The 16,428-nt window shown below is 70.4% G+C and carries 15 protein-coding genes and 2 pseudogenes; 8 read left to right on the top strand and 9 right to left on the bottom strand.

What is annotated here, in order from left to right; translation table 11 throughout:
• Window positions 1-6 precede the first annotated feature (6 nt).
• The 5 genes from IO29_RS34650 to IO29_RS34670 all read left to right on the top strand — a co-directional run bounded on the left by IO29_RS34650 (window position 7) and on the right by IO29_RS34670 (window position 6,544).
• Entirely contained in the window at window positions 7-735 is a 729-nt protein-coding gene (locus tag IO29_RS34650) for a class I SAM-dependent methyltransferase (RefSeq protein ID WP_030378528.1), read from the top strand.
• Entirely contained in the window at window positions 732-2,603 is a 1,872-nt protein-coding gene (locus IO29_RS34655; RefSeq protein ID WP_030378529.1) for an ABC transporter ATP-binding protein, read from the top strand. The genes IO29_RS34650 and IO29_RS34655 overlap by 4 nt, the downstream gene beginning before the upstream one ends.
• Window positions 2,600-4,348 carry an ABC transporter ATP-binding protein gene (locus IO29_RS34660; RefSeq protein WP_030378530.1) on the top strand — a complete coding sequence of 583 codons (1,749 nt, stop codon included), beginning with the start codon at window positions 2,600-2,602 and terminating at the stop codon, window positions 4,346-4,348. Before IO29_RS34655 ends, IO29_RS34660 begins: the two co-directional genes overlap by 4 nt.
• A gap of 68 nt (window positions 4,349-4,416) precedes the next feature.
• Entirely contained in the window at window positions 4,417-5,823 is a 1,407-nt protein-coding gene (locus IO29_RS34665; protein WP_030378531.1) for a salicylate synthase, read from the top strand.
• A 298-nt stretch (window positions 5,824-6,121) separates the two neighbouring features.
• Window positions 6,122-6,544, top strand: coding sequence for a hypothetical protein (locus tag IO29_RS34670; protein WP_030378532.1), 423 nt, complete (start codon window positions 6,122-6,124; stop codon window positions 6,542-6,544).
• Here the strand turns inward: IO29_RS34670 and IO29_RS34675 are convergent.
• From IO29_RS34675 to IO29_RS38770, 8 genes and pseudogenes are all read right to left on the bottom strand, one after another.
• Window positions 6,541-7,755: an IS110 family RNA-guided transposase gene (locus tag IO29_RS34675; RefSeq protein ID WP_030378533.1), complete on the bottom strand. Its 1,215-nt coding sequence runs from the start codon at window positions 7,753-7,755 to the stop codon at window positions 6,541-6,543. The two genes, IO29_RS34670 and IO29_RS34675, sit on opposite strands and share 4 nt — an antisense overlap.
• 112 nt (window positions 7,756-7,867) lie before the next feature.
• Window positions 7,868-8,553: pseudogene (locus IO29_RS34680) on the bottom strand (cation transporter); the annotation flags it as partial.
• A complete protein-coding gene (locus tag IO29_RS34685; protein WP_078618142.1) occupies window positions 8,493-9,350 on the bottom strand; it encodes a class I SAM-dependent methyltransferase in 858 nt (285 codons plus the stop codon). The pseudogene IO29_RS34680 and the gene IO29_RS34685, both read right to left, overlap by 61 nt.
• A gap of 74 nt (window positions 9,351-9,424) precedes the next feature.
• A pseudogene (locus IO29_RS40145) lies at window positions 9,425-10,614 on the bottom strand (GTP-binding protein).
• A 7-nt stretch (window positions 10,615-10,621) separates the two neighbouring features.
• On the bottom strand, window positions 10,622-10,792 hold the full coding sequence (rpmF, locus tag IO29_RS34695) for a 50S ribosomal protein L32 (protein ID WP_007387878.1): 171 nt from the start codon (window positions 10,790-10,792) through the stop codon (window positions 10,622-10,624).
• A 277-nt stretch (window positions 10,793-11,069) separates the two neighbouring features.
• Complete coding sequence (locus IO29_RS34700) at window positions 11,070-11,945, bottom strand: hypothetical protein (RefSeq protein WP_234307442.1); 876 nt, start codon at window positions 11,943-11,945, stop codon at window positions 11,070-11,072.
• A gap of 21 nt (window positions 11,946-11,966) precedes the next feature.
• Window positions 11,967-13,127: an MAB_1171c family putative transporter gene (locus tag IO29_RS34705; RefSeq protein WP_030378535.1), complete on the bottom strand. Its 1,161-nt coding sequence runs from the start codon at window positions 13,125-13,127 to the stop codon at window positions 11,967-11,969.
• An 18-nt stretch (window positions 13,128-13,145) separates the two neighbouring features.
• The gene (locus IO29_RS38770) at window positions 13,146-13,310 is read right to left on the bottom strand and encodes a hypothetical protein (protein ID WP_158709302.1); all 165 of its coding nucleotides are present in this window, start codon (window positions 13,308-13,310) and stop codon (window positions 13,146-13,148) included.
• A 491-nt stretch (window positions 13,311-13,801) separates the two neighbouring features.
• Here IO29_RS38770 and IO29_RS34710 point away from each other — a divergent pair, with 491 nt between their 5' ends.
• Window positions 13,802-14,227: a nuclear transport factor 2 family protein gene (locus tag IO29_RS34710; protein WP_030378536.1), complete on the top strand. Its 426-nt coding sequence runs from the start codon at window positions 13,802-13,804 to the stop codon at window positions 14,225-14,227.
• A gap of 458 nt (window positions 14,228-14,685) precedes the next feature.
• On the opposite strand, the gene IO29_RS40505 is transcribed toward IO29_RS34710, so the two are convergent.
• Window positions 14,686-14,910 (bottom strand): transposase family protein, encoded by a 225-nt coding sequence (locus IO29_RS40505; protein WP_078618138.1) that lies wholly within the window; start codon window positions 14,908-14,910, stop codon window positions 14,686-14,688.
• An 80-nt stretch (window positions 14,911-14,990) separates the two neighbouring features.
• Here IO29_RS40505 and IO29_RS34720 point away from each other — a divergent pair, with 80 nt between their 5' ends.
• Both IO29_RS34720 and IO29_RS34725 read left to right on the top strand, forming a co-directional pair.
• Complete coding sequence (locus IO29_RS34720) at window positions 14,991-15,971, top strand: helix-turn-helix domain-containing protein (protein ID WP_030378537.1); 981 nt, start codon at window positions 14,991-14,993, stop codon at window positions 15,969-15,971.
• On the top strand, window positions 15,959-16,420 hold the full coding sequence (locus IO29_RS34725) for a cupin domain-containing protein (RefSeq protein ID WP_030378538.1): 462 nt from the start codon (window positions 15,959-15,961) through the stop codon (window positions 16,418-16,420). Before IO29_RS34720 ends, IO29_RS34725 begins: the two co-directional genes overlap by 13 nt.
• Window positions 16,421-16,428 lie beyond the last annotated feature (8 nt).

The following is a 16,428-nucleotide window of genomic DNA, read 5'->3' on the forward strand; positions in this document are numbered from 1 at the left end:
ACCAACGTGATCGACTACTACTCGACCTCGGCCGAGTTCTACGAACTGGTCGCCACCCGGCACACCGCCAGTAGCGGCCCCCCGCTCACCGGCGTCCTGACCAGGCTGGACGTGTCCCACGGACCCGTCCTGGAGATCGGAGCCGGTACCGGCCGCGTCACCGAGGTCATCGCCGCCGCGCTGCCGGACGCGGAGATCCTGGCGGCCGAGCCGTCGGCCACGATGCGCGCCATGCTCACCTCCCGGGTCGCCCGCGACCCGGACCTGCGCCGCCGCGTGACCGTCGTCGACGGGTCGGCCCAGGACCTCGTCCTGCCCGAACGCCTTTCCGCGGTCGTCATCTTCGGCGTCGCCGGCCATCTCACCGTCCCCGAACGCGTGACGCTGTGGAAGCGGCTCGCGGACCGCCTGCCCGACGGGGCGCCCATCGTCGTCGAACTGATGGGAGTCTCCTCACCCCGCGTCATCCCCCCGGTGATGTCCCTCAGGGAGACCATCGGCAGCCAGACCTACGAGTGGTGGATCGGCGGCGAACCCACCGAGGGCGACGGCATGCGCTTCACCACCACCTGGAAGGTCCTGCGCGACGGCCGCACCGTCCGCGAGGTCGCCGACAGCTACGAATGGCACACCTTCGACGTCGCCCGGCTGGCCCGCGAGGCCGGCATGACCAGCCGCCGCATCACCGAGGCGGGCGGCAGGCCCATCCCCGAAATCGGAGTACTCGTCAAGTGAAGTCACAACCGCCCGAGCCCGGCCCGGCCCCGGCAGCCGAGGACGCCACCTCCGGCGCGGGCGCCTCCGCGACCCCGCCGCCCCCGCTGCGCAGGCTCGCCGAACCCGTCCGTGGCCGTCTGACCCTCGCCGTCGGCCTCCAGGCCGTCGCCGCCCTCGCCGGAGTGGTCCCGTTCATCGCGGTCTCCCGCATCGCCGAGCGCCTCACCGCAGGGTCTCCGGCCGACGGCGACGCCCTCTGGCCGCTGGTGGCCCTGGCCTGCTCGGCGGGCTTCGTCGCCCTGGTCTGCGGCACCGCGGCCGGAGCCCTCGCCCACCTCGCCGACAACGACCTCCAGCTCACCCTCCGCCGCCGCCTCGCCCGGCACATCGGACGGCTGCCGCTCGGCCGGCTCACCCACCGGGGCACCGGTGAGGTCAAACAGGCCGTGCAGGACGACGTGAGCGCACTGCACACCCTGTTCGCCCACACCCTCCTCGACATCGTCTCCGTGCTCACCGCCCCGGTGCTCGTCCTGGTCTACCTGTTCACCGTCGACTGGCGGCTCGCCCTGATCAGCGTGGTGCCCCTGCTGCTGGGCGTGTTCCTGTTCAGCCGGGCCATGGCGGGCGCGGCGGCGCAGATGGCCGAGTTCGGCGCCGCGGTGGGCCGAATCTCCGCCGCCGCCGTGGAGTTCGCCTCCGGCATCGCCGTCTTCAAGAGCTTCGGGCGCGGCCGCAAGGCCCACGAGCGCTTCGTCCGCGCCACCGAGGGCTTCGCCGACTTCTTCTCCAGCTGGGTCCGGTCCACCCTCGCCACCTCCACCGCCGCAATCCTGGTGGTCACCCCGGCCGTGGTCCTCCTGCTCCTGGCCGCACCCGGCGCGGTGTTCGTCACCCAGGGCTGGACGACCGGCGCCGAACTCGTCCCCTTCCTCCTGCTCGGCCCCGCGGTCGCCGCCCCCATGGGCGTGGTCGGCCCCCGCATCCAGCAGATCCGGGCCGGCCAGGCCGCCGCCGTACGCGTCACCCAACTCCTGGACGCCCCCACCCTCCCCGAGCCCACGACACCCGCCCTCCCCGACGGCCACCACGTACGTCTGCGCGGCGTGTCCTTCTCCTACGACGGCACCACCGACGTCCTCAGCGGCGTCGACCTCGACCTCGCCCCCGGCACCGTCACCGCACTCGTCGGCCCCTCCGGCTCGGGCAAGTCCACCCTGGCCTCCTTGCTGCCCCGCTTCCACGATGTCACGGCCGGTACGGTGACCCTCGGCGGCGCCGACCTGCGGGACATCCCCGCCACCGAGCTGTACCGACGGGTGGGCTTCGTCCTCCAGGACGTACGGCTGCTGCGGGCGAGCGTCGCCGACAACATCCGGCTGGGCCGCCCCGAGGCCACCGACGAGGATGTCGAACGGTGCGCCCGCGCCGCCCGCATCCACGACCGCATCACGGAACTGCCCGACGGCTACGCCACCGAACTCGGCACGGCCGTCACCCTCTCCGGCGGAGAGGCGCAACGGCTGTCCATCGCCAGGGCGTTGCTCGCCGACGCCCCCGTCCTCGTGCTCGACGAGGCCACCGCCTACGCCGACCCGCACTCCGAGGCCCTGATCCAGGACGGCCTGTCCGCGCTCGCGGCCAGCCGCACCCTGCTCGTCATCGCCCACCGGCTGGCGACCATCCGCTCCGCCGACCGCATCGTGGTGCTGGAGGACGGACGCGTCACCGAACAGGGCCGCCACGACGACCTGCTGGCCGGCGGTGGCCGCTACGCCGCGCTGTGGGAGGCCCAGCGCACCGCGGGCCCCGACGAGACCGACGAGGTTCCACACCAGCGGGCCGTCCGCGCGGAGGCCGACATCCGAGAGGGAAGCGCACGATGATCCGTCAGCTCTACCGCGTACTGGGACCGGAGGGCTTCCGGCCCCTGAACCGGCTGCTGCTCCTCCAGTCCGGGGCGGCCGTACTCCAGGGCGTCGCCTTCGCCCTCCTGGTACCCGTCCTCAAAGCCCTGCTCGGGTCCGACCCTGCCGACGTATGGCCGTGGCTGGCGGCGTTCGCCGGCTGCGTGGCCGCCTACGCCGTACTCCAGGGCGCCGCCCTCAGCGGCGGGTTCACGGTCGGCTCCCAGCTCTCCCGGGTGCTGCACCGCCGGCTGGCCGACCAGGCGCTGCGCCTGCCGCTGGGCTGGTTCACCGCCGGCCGCACCGCCGAGTTCAGCCGACTCGCCGGGCAGAACGTCATCCAGGTGATGAGCACACCGGCACACCTGCTGCGCCCGTTCATCAACTCCGTGCTGACCCCGGTGACCCTGATCGTGGCCACCTTCTTCTTCGACGTCCGCACCGCCCTGGTGCTCCTGGTCTGCGCACCCGTGCTGTACGCCGTCCAGCAGGGGAGCACGTCACTGATGCGCCGCCTCGACCTCGGCCGTGACGCCGCGATCGGCGAGTCGGCCGACCGGGTGCTGGAGTACACCCGCAACCAGCCGGTCCTGCGGGCTTTCGGCCGGACCGCGGAGGGCTACGGCGCCCTGGATGACGCCCTGGTGGCGGAGTCGCGCGCCGACCGTCGCCTCATCGCGCGCGGCCTGCCCGGCCTGGTCTCCTTCACCTTCGCCACCCGGCTCGTCTTCGCCCTGCTGCTGGCCCTCGGCGTGTCCTGGCAGCTCGACGGGTCGCTCACCGTGCCCACGCTGCTGGCGCTCCTGGTGCTCCTGGTCCGCCTGATCGACAGCGTGTCGTCCGCCGCCGAGGCCGGGGCCGGCCTGCGCATCGCCCGCAACACCCTGGAACGACTCGGCGCGGTCCTCGACGAGCCGCACTTCCCCCAGCCCGCCGAGCCGCGGTCTCCCCGTGACGCGAGCGTGGAGTTCACCGGTGTGACCTTCCGCTACGACGGCGGTGAGACCGGCGGGCGTGCCGTCCTCGACGACGTGACCTTCCGCCTGCCCGAGCGCGGCATGACGGCGCTGGTGGGGTCCTCCGGCGCCGGCAAGACCACGGTCGCCTCGCTGATCGCACGCTTCCGGGACACCACGGAGGGCACCGTCCGTATTGGTGGCGTCGACGTCCGCGACATCACTGCCGACGACCTGGCCGCCCACGTCTCGCTCGTCTTCCAGGACGTCTACCTCTTCGACGGCACGATCGAGGAGAACGTCAGGATCGCCGCCCCGGACGCCGGCCCCGCCGAACTGGCCGAGGCCGCCGCCCTGTCCGGCCTGGACCGGGTGATCGGGGAACTGCCCGACGGCTGGGACACCAAGGTGGGCGAGGGCGGCGCACGCCTGTCCGGCGGGCAGCGCCAGCGCGTGTCCATCGCCCGCGCCCTGCTGAAGGACGCGCCGATCCTCGTCCTCGACGAGGCCACCGCAGCGCTCGACCAGGAGAACGAGGCGCTGTTCGCCGAGGCCGTGCGCACCCTCGCCGAACGCAAGACGCTGCTGGTCATCGCACACCGGCTCAGCACCGTCGTGCACGCCGACCAGATCCTGGTCCTGGAGGACGGCCGGATCACCGAGCGCGGCACGCACGAGGACCTGGTCACGGCGGGCGGCACCTACGCCTCCTTCTGGCAGCGCCGGGCCCGCGCCCACGGCTGGCGGCTGGAGGGAGCACGGTCATGACGCCACACCCGGAGGCACCGATTCACCCGGATCCGGCGGACCCGGCGGCAGAGGAAGGACACGACAGGATGAGCACCGGCCCCCGGAACACCTGGGACTCATGGGCGCGCTCCGTGACGCCTCTCGCGCGTGCGAGCACCCTGGAACCCACCCCCGCCCCCGCGGCCACCGCCACCCGTCTCGCGCAGGCACGCCTGTCCGACCAGTACGTGGTGTACGAGGCGGAAGGCGGCGTCTGGCACTTCGCGGCGGGTTCCGCCGTCAGCCTCACCGCGTACACGGACACCGTCACCGCACGGGCCGCCGGGCGGACCTGGACCTCCCGCACCGAGGGCCGGCCGGTGACCGCGTTCGCCGCCGCGCTCAGCGCCCTGTCCACGACACACGGGGCGTCCGACGGGGGACGTCACTTCTACGGCTGGGCGGCCTTCGAACTCGCCCACCTCCTGCACGCCGACGCCGAAGCCGCCGGGGACCGCCCGCTGCTGCACGCCCTCGTCCCGGCCGTCGAGGTGACCTTCACCGAGGCGGAGACCGTGGTGCGAGCGGTGGACGAGGCATGGCTGCGCAAGGCCGCGGACCTGCTGGCCGAACGGACCCCCCGGCAACCGACGCCGGACACAACGACGGCGGAGGCAGCCGAACGCGTCATCGCCGCGGGCACCGCCGCCTACGGCGGCGCGGTCGCCCGCACGATCGAGGACATCCGCGCCGGGCTCCTGGAGAAGGCCGTGGTCTCCCGGAAGGTGCCACTGCCCGCCGCGCCGGCCGTCGACTTCGCCGCGACCTATCTCGCGGGTCGCCGGTCCAACACCCCGGCCCGCTCCTACCTGCTGGACCTCGGCGGCTACCGGGCGGCCGGGTTCAGCCCGGAAACCGTTTTGGAGGTCGCGGAGAACGGCCGGGTCAGCACCCAGCCCCTCGCCGGCACCCGCGCGCACGGCCCCGACCCGGCGGAGAACGACCGTCGGCGCGCGGAACTGCTCAGCGACCCCAAGGAGATACACGAGCACGCCGTGTCCGTACGCCTGGCCTGGGAGGAGATGGCCGCGGTGTGCCGGCCCGGCTCGGTCGTGGTCGAGGAGTTCATGGCGGTCCGGCCGCGGGGTTCGGTGCAGCACCTGGCGTCACGGGTGACGGGCCGACTCGGCGAGAACGCCGGGCCGTGGGACGCCTTCGCCTCCCTCTTCCCCGCGATCACCGCCACCGGTGTCTCCAAGCGCGACGCCCTCCACGCCCTGGCCCGCCACGAGGACGGACCCAGGGGCCTGTACGGCGGCGCGGTCTTCCGGGGCAGCACCGCCGGAGCCCTGGACGCGGCCCTCGTCCTTCGCACCCTCATCGGTGACGGCGAGGAGAGCTGGCTGCGCGCGGGCGCGGGAGTCACCGCGCAGTCCAGCCCGGACCGGGAGATCGAGGAGACCTGCGAGAAACTGCGCAGCGTCGCCCCGCACCTGCGGTTCACCACGGACTGACGGGTGTGGTGCGACTGCGTCCACCTCGGCCCGGTGCGGCTTCGGCCGCGCAGTCGCCGACCGATCCGCGCCGTCTCCTGCCGCTCCTGCCGGAGCGGGCGCGAGACCGTCGCACCTGCGTGGACTCCGCGGCCGAGGACCGCTGCTGACGGTTATCGGCGCACGGTGGACGCTGGCCGCAGCAGCCGCAGCCGGGCGGGCAGTCGCCGCATCCGTCGTCGGCCTTGGTGGGGGGGTGCCCCTATCTCTTTGGTCAAGGTGGATGGGTGCTGGTTCGGGTGTCTGGAACGATGTGGCTGTGCATGCTGATGATCAGGTTGGCGAGGGTGTCTCTGCGGACCTCGCGGTGTTTCTGCGGAACGCAGGCGACGGCCGTCGGGTGAAGATCGTTCCTTCCGTCTGTGGCGGGTGTGGCGGGCGCGTCTTCTTCGTGCTCGTTGACGATGTCGAGGGTGGAGCCGAGCGGGTGTGCGTTGGTTGCGGCGGCCGCGCGTTCATCGCGGATAGCGAGGAGTTCTGGGAGGACGCGGATCCCGGCGAGGCCTGCTGCCCGTGCGGGAGCGAGGAGTTTGAAACCGCGGTCGCGTTCTCCCTCGCCGACGACGGATTGGTCCGCTGGGTGACCGTTGGGCTGCGGTGCCAGAAGGACGGCGCCTCAGGGGTCTATGCCGACTGGAAGATCGACTACGGCCCCACGGACCACCTCCTGACCATGGTCTAGGTCTGCGGAGCGACGGCCCGGACCGGCTGCGGTTCGTAGAAGGTTCCGTCGCGGAGCATCGCGAAGAGGACGTCGGCCCGGCGTCGGGCGAGGCAGAGCAGAGCCTGCGTGTGGTGCTTCCCTTGGGCGATCTTTTTGTCGTAGTAGGCCCGCGATGCCAGGTCTCCCAGGGCGGCGAACGCAGAGAGGAAGAAGGCCCGTTTGAGCTGCTTGTTTCCTCTCCGGGAGGGCTGTTCTCCGCGGATCGACGACCCTGAACTGCGGGTCGCGGGGGCGAGGCCGGCGTAGGCGGCGAGGTGGCCGGCGGTAGGGAAGGTGCTGCCGTCGCCGACCTCGATCAGGATTCGTGCGCCGGTCCTGACGCCGATGCCCGGCATCGACGTCAGGACCTTCGAAAGAGGGTGGGCCTCCAGGAGTTCCTCGATCCGCCCGGCCAGGAGTTTGCGCTGGTCAAGGATGGCGGCCAGGGATCCGGCGAGGCTCGGGACGATCAGAGCGGCCGCGTCGGTGCCGGGCACCACCACGGTCTGTTCGTCCAGCGCGGTGAAGATGTCCTCGACCAGACGTTCGGCCATCCGCGGCGCCTTCGGCCGCAGCAGCGTGACCAGCCGCCTTCGGCCCGCCTTGCGTATCTGTGCCGGTGACCCGAACCGCTCCAGCAGCGTGAGGACAGCAGGGTGCTGCAACCGTGGCCCCAGCACCCGTTCCAGAGACGGATGGATCTGAGTCAGCAGGCCGTGCAGGCGGTTCGCGACCCTGGTCGCCTCGCCGGCCAGATCGTCGTCGAACCCCACGATCATCTCCAGCTCGGCGATCGTCTCGTCCTCGCCGTCGATCGCCCGCAGCGTGTGGGGCATCGCGCGGGCCGCATCCGCGATGATGAACGCGTCCCTCGCGTCCGTCTTCGCCTCGCCCGGGTAGAGGTCGGCAATCCGCCGCATTGTCAGTCCGGGCAGGTAGGCGACCGGGCAGCCCATGTCCCGGGCGACCGCCGGCGGCAGCGCGCCGATCGAGGCTGGCTGGTCGACCACGACCAGCACCGTTCCGTGCTTGGCCTGGAGCTTCGTGAAGAGCTCGCGGAGCTTGGGCTCGGTGTTGGGCAGGCGCTTGTCGAAGGCCTTCTTGCTGGCCGGGGTGACGGCGGTGGCGTGGTGTTCGCTCTTGCCGACGTCCAGGCCGAGGAAGACGTCGATGTCGCCGGTGTCGATCACGTGCAGGCCCCTCCATCACGCTTTCGTCCGGCCTTGCCTCGGCACCGAGCTGCCACATCCACGTTACGGAGAGCTCTTCCGGCCTGGGTGAAGCCGGTGCTCAAGCCCCTCATCAGCGGTCCGTCGATGCCTCCGGACCCGGTGACACCACCCCCCGGATCATCAACAACAGGAGGGGGAAGTCATGCCGGACCCGAAGGCCGGAGGCCCCATTGCGGAGCCACGAAGACGGTAACGGGAGGGGGGTGGCCGCGGTGGTGGGTGCGCAGCAGCCCTTGCCCTGCCCGGCGTCGCGGCCCTCCTTGACGGCGATGCCGGCGATGGCGGGGGCGGCAATCGGGTCGGCCCAGGACCAGTCGAGGGTGGCGTTGAGGACCAGGCCCACCACGAGCACCGCGGACAGGTAGGTGCACAGCAGGGTCTGCTGGGAGCCCGCGACGGCGGAGGCGGAGCCCAGTTCGCGTCCCGCTGCGCGCTGGGCGGCAGGAACGGCATGACCGCCAGGGACAGGGCGGCGATGACGATACCGAGGACGGAGCGTTCGGCTTCTCCAGTGCCGCTCAGGGCGCGGACGGCGTCGAAGGTGGCGTAGGCGGCGAGCGCGAAGAAGGAGACGGCGATGATGCGCAGGGTGCGCTGCTCGCGGGACTCGCGGACCGTGTGGTCGGGGGCGGAGAACTGCCAGGCGACGGGGGCGGCGGAGGACACCTCGATCACTGAGTCGAGGCCGAAGCCGATCAGGGCCGTGGAGGAGGCGATCGTCCCGGCGGTGATCGCGACGATCGCCTCGATGACGTTGAGGGGGAACAGATCGTAGAAGTCGCCGCCGACCTCGTCGACGGAGGCGATGTGGTAGGCAACTGGGCCACCAGATCCTCGGGCAGGCTGGTGAGGGTGTGTGATGCCAGCACACGTGCCCCCGGCCGCCAGTTGGCCAATTGGGCCGGGCCAGGGCAGTACCAGCGCATACGGGCCTCGACCTTGCTCAGGGCGTCATGCTGTTCCTGAGTGTCGAAGAAGCCGGGGCCGGCGGTGTCCAGGGCCAGCAGGGCGCCCGGGAAGTGGTCGGCGAGGAGGTCGATGACCCCGCGCACGTCGGGTTCGTGGAGGTAGGGCAGTACGGCCTCCGCGACGAACAGGTACGGCCCGGTGGCGTGCGAGGCCACCTCCGCGGCCCACGCCCGGTCCGTCACCGAGGCCGCGATCATCGTCCGTCGGGGGCTGTCCGTGAAGAAGTTCCGGCGCAGGTCGTTCACGTCGGGCAGGTCGAGTTCGTACCAACGGGCGCGGCCGTTGTCGACGCGTTCGTGGCGGGTGTTAAGCCCGGTACCGATCTCGACCACGGTGGCGTCGGGGTGCGCGGACAGGAAGTCGTCCACCCATCGGTCGAACAGACGGGTGCGCAGTAACGCACCGGTGAAGCTCGGCAGATCGTCGAAGCGTCCGAAGTCGTAATCGATCGAGGCGACGATCTCTTCGGCCAGTGGGTCCCTCAGTAGCGCGTGTTCCTTGCGGTTCTCCACGGCGTGGGCATACAGCGGTATGAGGAGGGTCTCCTGCACCGTCCCCAGGCGCGGCTTCTTCCTGTCGTCCATGAGCGGCCTCTCTGACACAGGTGTGTACCGGGCCGGACGGTGCCGTGGCTGCGACCACCGTCCGGCCCGGAGTTTCAGCGCCCCGGCACGGTGGTGAGGGGGTCGTGCTCGTGCGCGCAGCTCTCGTCGAAGCCGTAGGTGTCCCAGGCCGGGAAGGGGTCGGAAACGGGCGGGGCTGCTTCGCCCGCCCGGATGAGGCAGTCGGTCAGGGCCGCTCGCAGCGGCTCCGCGTCCAACTGGGTTCCGATGAAGACGAGTTCCTGGGCGTAGGGGCTGTCGGCGTCACGTGCGGAGGAGGGCTCGAAGCGGGCCACCGAACCGGCCTGCGACCACAGTCCCGTCACAAGGGGTCGGCTGGCGAGGGTGAAGAAGCCCTTCGACCGGAGGACCTGCCCATAGGCTCCGCTGTCCAGTGCCTCCGTCACGAACGTCCACAACCGCCCGGGGTGGAAGGGCTTTCCGGAGCGGAAGACGGTAGACGAGATGCCGTACTCCTCCGTCTCGGGGACGTGGTCGCCGTTGAGTTCCCTGACCCACCCCGGGGCCTGCTGCGCGCGTTCCAGGTCGAAGCGGGCGGTGCCCACTACCTCGCCGACCGGTATGCGGCCCCGTACGGCCGGTACGACGCGGGCGGCGGGGTTGAGCCGGGCGAGTGTGGCCCGGAGCCGGTCGGCGGACGCGGTGTCGACGAGGTCGAGCTTGTTGAGGACGATGACGTCGGCGAATTCGATCTGGTCCATCAGCAGGTCGCTGACCGTGCGTTCGTCGTCCTCGTACTGGTCCAGGCCCCGTTCGGCCAGTTCGTCGCCGCCGGCCAGTTCCGGCAGGAAGTTGGCGGCGTCCACGACCGTGACCATGGTGTCCAGGCGGGCCAGATCGCCGAGGGTGGCGCCGTCGTCGCAGGCGAAGGCGAAGGTGGCGCCACCGGCATGGGCTCGGAGATGCCGGAGGACTCGATGAGGAGGTAGTCGAAACGCCCCGCGCGCGCCAACCGGTCCACCTCTTCGAGCAGGTCGTCGCGCAGGGTGCAGCAGATGCACCCGTTGGTCATCTCGACCAGCCGTTCCTCGGTGCGGGACAGCGCGGCCTCGCCGCCGCGCACCAGGGCGGCGTCGATGTTGACCTCGCTCATGTCATTGACGATAACGGCGACGCGCAAGCCCTCGCGGTTGGTGAGAACGTGGTTGAGCAGGGTGGTCTTGCCGGCGCCGAGGAACCCCGACAGGACGGTGACGGGAAGGAGCGGCGAGGGGTCGCGGGCCATGGCGGGTTCAGCCTTCCGGACGGAGGAGACCGCGCTCGTACGCCTTGGCCAGCCGCTGCGGAACGAGGTACGGCACGCCGTCCACCGTGACGGTCACCAGCTGCGGCGTCGTGGCTTTCCACTGCGCGCGACGGTGCCGGGTGTTGCTGCGCGACATCTTGCGTTTGGGTACGGCCATGAGGACCTCCGGGGTGCGATCGGTGAGCGAGGCAGACGATACATGAAAATGGATGTCATTATGATTGGTGTCGTCGCACCCCCTTCGCGTCGCTCTCTCTCGGCGGCCTCCCGCGGTGACCCCGCGCCTCTGTCCCGGTCGGCGCGGACCGCCGGACGGGTCGGAAGAGGGGTGCGCCAGCCGCTCGCACCGTGACGCTCGTTTGACGCTCCGGGCGGGGATGCGCGGGACCGCGAGGCCGGAAATAGCGCCTGACCTGGCCCTTTGCGGGCCTCGCTCAGGCCGACATCTTTCCGATGACACAGAACGTCGTTGACTCCCTGGGCGCGTCCTCCCCGCCGACGCGGGGGTGTTCCGTAGTCCAACGAAGAATCGTCGACCGCTCCGCGGTCCTATCCGCTGGCGCGGGGATCCTCCGCAGGTCGCCGACCTCCTCGGCCCAGTGCTGGCGTCTTGCCCGCCGGGACGGAACACCGTCGCCCCGGTGGGGGTGTTCCGTCCCGGCGGGCAAGTCGACGATGCTGCGGGTGTCCTTCCTACCGGCGCAAGCCACTCCGGAGCAGGACGCTGCACCTACCGCAGCAACGTGAAGACAACCGCCGCAACCACCCCCCCCAACAGCTGCCCCCACGATCGTCTGGGCGACCGTGTGGTCCCGTAGGGCCACGCGGGACCAGCCGATGACGGCGACCGCGGCGTACAGGAGCAGAAGTTCCGGGCCGTAGCTGAGGGCCAGGATGGTGGCGACGCCGCTGGCGACCGCGGTGTGGACGCTGATCTTCCACCAGTGGTTGACGAGCATGACGGACAGGAGGCCGAAAAGCATGGCGACGACGAGGGCGAAGACCTCACGCGGTGCGTCGCAGAGGACGAGGAGCACGATGGCGACGACGACGGACAGGGCGGTGGCCAGGAAGACGGCCGGTCGTTGACTGCGTACCTTGACGTGTTTGTCGGTCCACCAGCCGGCCCTGACGCCGGCCAGGATGACGGCGAAGGGTATGCCGCCGCAGAACAGGGCTGCCAGGACGCCCCAGCCGAGTCCGGCCAGGCTGCTGGTGCTGTGCCATCCGATGATCAGGAGGATGGTCATGACGAGGTTGGCGGGGGCGAGGGTGTCGGTGACCAGGCGTGCGGTGCGCGGGGAACTCACGGTGTCTCCCAGAAGCGAGTCTTACGGGTGGGTCGCGAATGTGGTGGCGGGCTCGGAGTGGTAGGCGCGGGCGAGTTGGGTCAGTGCCTGGATCTCGCTGGTCAGGTCACGGCCGCCGCTCGCCGGAGGCAGATGGGTTCCCTCTGGGGGCTCGCCGCGCAGCCGGGCGATCTGGGCCCGCCGTAGCCAGCAGGCCTCCGCTGTCACGGTCGCCTGCGCGCCCACCAGCCCGTGGGCGGCGACGTGGCGCTCGGCTTCCGCGCGCACGTCGGCGGAGGCGTGGTCGCTCAACACCATTGCGGCATCGCGGATTTCGATCGTGCGCCGGTACAGGCGGTCCCGGGTTCGCCGCGGGTCGAGGGCCTCGGCGAGACGGCTGTGCGGGGCATGCAGTCGCACAGCCGGTGCCGCCTCGGTGAGGTCGTGCCACAGCGGGTAGAGCAGGAGGAGGTCGTAGTGGGCGGTGATCCAGCCGTGCAGCCGGCGCGAGGCAGGCAACGAGGTTCCGATGACCAGGAGAACGAGGGACCCGTACAGGAAGAGGTTGCTCAACGTCTCGTCAGCGTGGGGGCTGAGCGGATCCGCGTCGGCCGCTCGTAGGAGCAGGGCCGCCGCTCGATGGACCGCGTAGACGATTCCGAGGAGCAGACCCGCGCAGACGATTTTGAGACCGAGTCCGGTCCGGCCGCTCCCGGGTTGGCGTCCCCACTTCCAGCAGAGGCGACAGCCGCTTACGAGGGCCATGGTGAGGTACAGCAGGAACACGATGCCGTAGGCGGTGATCTGCCATGACCCGGCGTACTCGGTGAGTGGGTCGGCGACTTCCTCGGGGCGGGGCGCTGCGGCGAACGAGCCGGTCATGGCCACTGCGCACACCGTCGGCACAACTCCGTTGATACGAAGCGAGCGTCCGCGAGCCGACTCCGGCGCCACGGCGTGCACCAAGGCGAGGACCGCGTGCGCCGCGATGAGGCCGCAGGTGTGTTTGATGAGCGTCGTCAGATTGTTGACGTGCGCGGATGCGTCGAAATTCCGCGCTACTTCGTCGGTGCGCAGCGTCATGGCCAGGGCCAGAGCTGCGAATGCCGCCCACAGCGGTCGTTTTCGCGGGTCGCGCCAGGCGGCGGGCGTACGCCAGGCGGCGACCGACCATAACAGGACAGGGATGAGGAAGGCAGTCATGCATCCGTCTCGTCGAGATCAGGAGTCGCTCAGCGCGTCATCCAGGCGCTGCAGCACTCCGCTGGGCATGGGCTTGGTGGTGTTGTCGAGGAGCCCGGCGCGGTGGGCGATGAGGCCGGCGAGAAGTTCGGCGTCCCGCTCGTCCTCGGTGCCGTAGCCGGTTCGTCCCAGGATCGCTGTCACCGCCGTCAGGGCCCGGCGCGCTTCCGGGAAGGGGGTCCGGAGCTGGGAGCCTCTCTTATGTGAGAAATATGTCTCACATAAGAAGGAGGCTCCGCTTCGCCCGTCAGCACAGCCGACCCGTCACCGGCCGGCAACCCGGACGGCTATGCACTCCGCAGGACGAAATCCGCCGACCCTGGCGAGCCGCCCGCAGTCGACGGCAATGACACACCGCCACAGACCGACCCCGTAAGTGATATTGTCTTCTCAGATAAGAAACCTCTATGATCCGATGTGCAACGACCTCGACACCTGGCCGCCCCGCTCGGCACGCCTGCCCCGACCGAGAAGAGACAGAACACACCAGCGCTCCACGGGACGTTCCGCACGGTGCGTGGCGAACAGGCCTGGACGCACGGCGCGTTGAAGCATCGCGCCCGGGTGCGAGGACTCGACCCGCACGACAGCCACATCGATGAGACCAAAGGCAATTTCCACAAAGGAGTAAAAAAGTGGACAACGTAGAGCTCGCGCAGAAGTGGATCGCCGCATACAACGCGCACGACTTCGAGCAGCAGGCCGCATTAATGACCGCGGACGGCGAAGTCCTGATTCCCTACATCAACATCGCTCAGGGAGCAGCCTGGGAACAGACGGGCTCGAACTCGGCACGTCTGGTCGATGACCGCATCATCGAAGTCCGACGGATCACTGCCTCTGGCGATGCGGTCGTCATCGAGATGCTGTGGCACGCCATCAGCAGGGGCGGTCCGGGTATGGCACCGGTCGGCGAGCGGGTGGAGTTGGAGAACTGCATCGTCCTGACATTCCGCGACGGCCGCATCAGCCGGTACGTCGAATACATCGGCAGGTGCGAGGGAATCGATCTCCAAGTCGTCAGGGCCCGCATGCTGGAGAGCCATCAGCCGGCCAAATAGTACGCCCTGCCGGCAATACCGGTTACTCCGTGCATGAGTGCAGGCGGAGCGCGTGACGGCGACTGTTCATCGTGAGCAGGACCCTGGGATGCACGGGCGGCCCGCCACGATCCAGTGCGGCGCCGGGTGATCGCGGGACGGGGCCACAGGGCTCCCAGCAGGACAGGAGATCGACCAAGTCCGACTGTCCTGCGAGGGAGTCCTGTCGGGCACTCAGTTCGCGTCTGGTGGCGCGGGAGCCGCGGAGTGTCTTGCCGTCGACGGCGATGACCTTGCGTCCCGGGGCCGGGGCCTTGCGTCCCTGAAGGAAGTCGCCGAGGGCGCGGTCGAGGGCGCCGCCGTCCACGGCGGCCAGGACGAGACGGATTGTCGTGGCATGGGGCGGGCGGATCCGGCCGGTCAGCGGATCGGGCCGGAAACCGAGCAGGGCCAGGGACACTCTGCGGCGCGTCGACGACTCACTCGCCGATCGCCGTGATCGAGGCGGCCCCGGCCAGAACAGCGGCGGCCGCCGCGGTGAGCGGAGCCGTCCACGGGTGACGGATGCCGCGACGAGCCCGCGGGTCAGGCACCGCGCCCAGATAACTCCGCAGGTCAGTGGCCGTCTCCAGCGAGGCTGGGCCGGAGGCGTCCCCCAGCTGCCGAAGACATGACGGCATGCGGGAAGACGGGTACACAGGCATGGACTCGCTCGGTGCCCATACGGACTCGACACCCACCGAACCCTGTGCCCGAGCAGAGGTGTCGCCGTTATCGTTGAGCGGTGATCGGCGACCTTGAGACGTTCCAGGACGAGCTGGCCGCCAGTGGGTTTCCGCCGCTGGTCAACAAGCTGGCCGGGGCCGGCTTCCGGGGCCGGATCGCCACCCGCGACCTCGGGCCGCTGCGGCTGGTCTCCCTCGACACGCCAGAGAGCGCCTGCATCGGGCGGGAGCGCGACGCCTGCGACGGTGAGAACCTGGCGGTCAAGGTGATGACCTGGGGCCGGACGCGGATCGAGCAGGGGCGCGGCGACGCCGAACTCGGGCCGGCCGACCTGGTGCTGCTCGATCCCACACGTACGCTCCGGTTCGAGAGCACCGCCGCGGCGCACGTCACCATCCTGGTTCCGCGCCGGGAGCTTCGGATCCGGCCCGCGCAGATCGACCGGCTCGTCGGCGTACGCATCGACGGCAGCCACGGCCCGGGCGCTCTCGTCTCCGCGTTGGCCCGGGAGTCGGCGCGGTCGGCGACCGGGTTCCGTGAGGCGGAGGCGCTGCGGTCGGCGGCGGCCGTCGTCGAGCTGATCGCGGTGGCTTTGGAGGCCCGGCTCGGCGACGAGCAACCGGCCCCGGACGAGTGGCTGCGGGACCGCATCACCGGCTACATCGAGGCGCGGCTGGCCGATCCCGGTCTCTGCCCGCCCGGTATCGCCGCCGCCCATCACATCTCGGTACGCCGGCTGCACAAGCTGTTCGAGGACCAGCCGCTCACCGTCGCGGCCCTGATCCGCCGTCGCCGCCTGGAGCGCTGCCGAGCCGAGCTGACCGGAGGCGGACGTACGGTGACCGCCGTGGCCGCCCGGTGGGGATTCTCCGATCCCACCCATTTCAGCAAGCTCTTCAAGGCGACGTACGGCTACAACGCCCGTGCACTGGTGACCAGCAACCGTGCACAGACGACCAGGACGCGCACGACCGGCCCGGGAAAGGATGGTGGTGACCAAGGCACGCGAGAACAAGAGGAGAAGTCGTGGCGAAGGTAAACATCGTCCGCCCCGGTGAGGGCGAGATCCTCGGCAGCGGGGCACAGCAGATCCGCATCCTGGAGAACGGCGAGCACACCGACCACCGGTTGGGGTTCGCCGAGGTCACCATTCCGCCGGGCACCCCGAGCCCGTTGCAGCATCGCCACGCCCAGCATGACGAGGGCTTCTACGTGCTGGCCGGAACCTTCCGGTTCACCGTCGGCGAGGACCAGTACGACGCCGGGCCGGGCACCTGGGTCATCGTGCCGACCGGGGCGCCGCACACGTTCGCCAACGTCGGCGACGAGAACGCGGTCATGCTGAACACCTTCACGCCCGACCTGTATGTGCAGTACTTCCGCGACTTCAAGGCCATGATCGATTCCGGACAGCCGGTCAACGCCGAGACCATGCAACCCCTCTGGAAGAACTACGCCACCGAGATCTCGGACGAGTACGCCTCGTGAAGCGCCTT

The sequence above is a fragment of the Streptomyces sp. NRRL F-6676 genome, from assembly GCF_000725625.1.
In the GTDB taxonomy this organism is placed as follows: domain Bacteria; phylum Actinomycetota; class Actinomycetes; order Streptomycetales; family Streptomycetaceae; genus Streptomyces.